3 protein-coding genes are annotated in these 2502 nt (G+C 68.9%); 1 reads left to right on the top strand and 2 read right to left on the bottom strand.

Going from position 1 to position 2502, the window contains the following annotated elements; all coding sequences use genetic code 11:
• Positions 1–885, top strand: an 885-nt coding sequence (gene nagZ / locus AC1DOC_RS29130) for a beta-N-acetylhexosaminidase (protein ID WP_478131065.1), incomplete at its 5' end; no start/stop codon positions are given.
• A gap of 7 nt (positions 886–892) precedes the next feature.
• Here nagZ and AC1DOC_RS29125 read toward each other — a convergent pair.
• Both AC1DOC_RS29125 and AC1DOC_RS29120 read right to left on the bottom strand, forming a co-directional pair.
• Positions 893–1426, bottom strand: a complete 534-nt coding sequence (locus AC1DOC_RS29125; RefSeq protein ID WP_018903256.1) for a M48 metallopeptidase family protein — start codon at positions 1424–1426, stop codon at positions 893–895.
• A gap of 1 nt (position 1427) precedes the next feature.
• Positions 1428–2502, bottom strand: a 1075-nt coding sequence (locus AC1DOC_RS29120) for an Hsp70 family protein (protein ID WP_478131064.1), incomplete at its 5' end; no start/stop codon positions are given.

Genomic DNA, 2502 nt, shown 5'->3' with positions numbered 1-2502 from the left:
GTGCAGCGCTTTCGCACCGACGGCTTCACGCGCCTGCCCTCGATGCGCGCGCTCGGCGAGCTGTGGATGCGCGATGCGATGCGCGCCACGCAGGCCGCAACGGCCGCCGGCCAGGTGCTTGCCGCCGAACTGCGCGCCTGCGGCGTCGACTTCAGCTTTGCGCCGGTGCTCGACCTCGATTACGGCGGCAGCAGCGTGATCGGCGACCGCAGCTTCCACCGCGACCCGCGCGTGGCGGCGCTGCTGGCCAAGAGCCTGATGCACGGCATGCTGCAGATGGGCATGCGCAACTGCGGCAAGCACTTTCCGGGGCACGGCTTCGTCACCGCCGATTCGCATGTGGAAATCCCGGTCGACCGGCGCAGCCTCAAGGCCATTCTGGCCGACGATGCGCGGCCCTACGACTGGCTCGCGGGCACGCTCACCGCAGTGATGCCGGCGCACGTGATCTATCCGAAGGTCGACAAGCGGCCCGCGGGCTTTTCTTCCAGGTGGCTGGAGGACATCCTGCGCAGCCGGCTCGGTTTCGATGGCGCCATCTTCAGCGATGACCTGAGCATGGAAGCAGGGCGCTACATCGGCGGCGAGCTGCTGAGCTATGCCGATGCCGCGCTGGCGGCACTCGACGCGGGCTGCGACCTGGCGATGCTGTGCAACCAGAGCATCGGCGATGGCCGCCCGCTCGACGAACTGCTCGACGGCTTTGCGGCCGCGGCCAGTGCAGGGCGCTGGCAGCCCGATGCGAACAGCGAGGCGCGCCGCCGGGCGCTGCTGCCGGAAACGCCGCCGCTCGGCTGGAACACGTTCGCCGATTCGGCGGGATATCGGCAGGCGAGGCAGGTGCTCGCGCAGGCCGGGCTTGCGGCGCCTCGGCAGGACGCCTGAGGGACGGCTACGGCGCGGTGCCCGGCGCCGGCAGCGAACTTGCCCACAGCCGCTCGCCGCCCGAATCCAGGTGCGTCAGGTACAGCCGGACATCGAATTCGAGCCGGTGGTAGTCCGGCTCCATGTGCTCGCAGAGCGCATAGAAGCTCTTGTCATGGTCGCGCTCCTTCATGTGCGCGAGCTCGTGGACCACGATCATGCGCAGCCATTCCAGCGGCACTTCCCTGAACAGGCTCGCCACCCGGATCTCGCGCTTGGTCTTGAGCTTGCTGCCCTGTACGCGCGAAACGGTGGTGTGGGTGCCGAGCGCATTGCGGATCACATGCAGCTTGCTGTCGAACGCCACCTTGGAAAGCGGCGGGGCCTTGCGCATGAAATCGCTCTTGAGCTCGCTCACGTAGTCGTAGAGCGCACGGTCCGTCTGCACCTCGTGAAGCGGGCCGGGATAGCGCTTGCGCAGCAGCGGCGCGAGCCCTTCGGTGGCGACCAGCTGCTGCACCTGCGCCAGCAGCGCGGGTGGGTAGCCTGCGAGATATTTCATTTCATGCCACCGGTCCCGCGCAGGCGAGCCCGGTTGCCACGCCGCCGAACAGGTCGCCCTCGACCAGGTTGACGCCCGCGAAGCTCCTGCGCAAGGCCTGCTGGAACGGCCGCAGCGCCGAGGAGCCGCCCGTCAGGTAGATGGCGTCGAGGTCGCCGCTGCGCAGGCCGGCGCGCTTGACGCAGGCATGCGCGCAGGCAACCACATTCTCGAGCAGCGGGGAAAGCTGCTGCGCCATGTCGGCGGGCGAGAGCGAGGCGGCCAGCCCCGGCTCGGCGCACGAGAGGTCGATGGCGGTGGCCGCATCGTTCACCGAGGCATCGATCTTCGCCTGCTCGACCTCGCTCGCAATGCGGTGGCCGTGGCGCTCTTCGAGCACCGTCATCAGCCGGTCGTGCAGCCGCGTGTCGCTGTAGCTCGTGCGCAGGTCCTTGGCCTGCCGCACCGCCTTGGCCGCATAGAGCCAGTTGATCAGGTGCCAGGACGAAAGCTCGAAGAACACCTTGCTCGGCACTTCGCGCCCCTGCGCGCCCGTGTGGCGAAAGCCGAATTCCGGCATGACGCGGTCCAGGTTCAGGCGCTGGTCGAAGTCGGTGCCGCCGATGTGCACGCCGCTGGTGGCCAGCACGTCGCTGCCGCGGTCTTCGCGCGCGGCGCGCTCCGGGCCGACGCGCACGACGGTGAAGTCGGAGGTGCCGCCGCCGACGTCGACGATCAGCACCAGCGATTCCTTCGCAACGCGCTGTTCGTAGTCGAAGGCCGCGGCAATCGGCTCGAGCTGAAAGGCGATGTCGCGGAACCCGGCTGCTCGGGCCGCGTGGCGCAGGCTTTCTTCCGCGCGCTCATCCCGTTTGGAATCGTCGTCGACGAAGTGCACGGGCCGGCCGATGACGACGCGCTCCGGCACCCGGCCCAGCTCGCGGCCCGCCCGCACGGCGAGTTCGCGCAGGAAGCGCGCGATGATGTCCTCGAAGCTCACGAGGCCGTCGTAGATGGCCGTTTTCTCCTGCATCAGCGCGCTGCCGAGCAGGCTCTTGAGCGAGCGCATCAGGCGGCCTTCGACGCCCGCCAAGTAG

This window comes from Variovorax sp. 01T439_2 (assembly GCF_056398445.1).
This window is presented reverse-complemented; position numbering and strand designations above follow the sequence as displayed.

Bases quoted from the DNA above. Each gene is read 5' to 3' on its own strand.
- AC1DOC_RS29125 (WP_018903256.1), bottom strand. From the start codon at position 1,426: ATGAAATATCTCGCAGGCTACCCACCCGCGCTGCTGGCGCAGGTGCAG.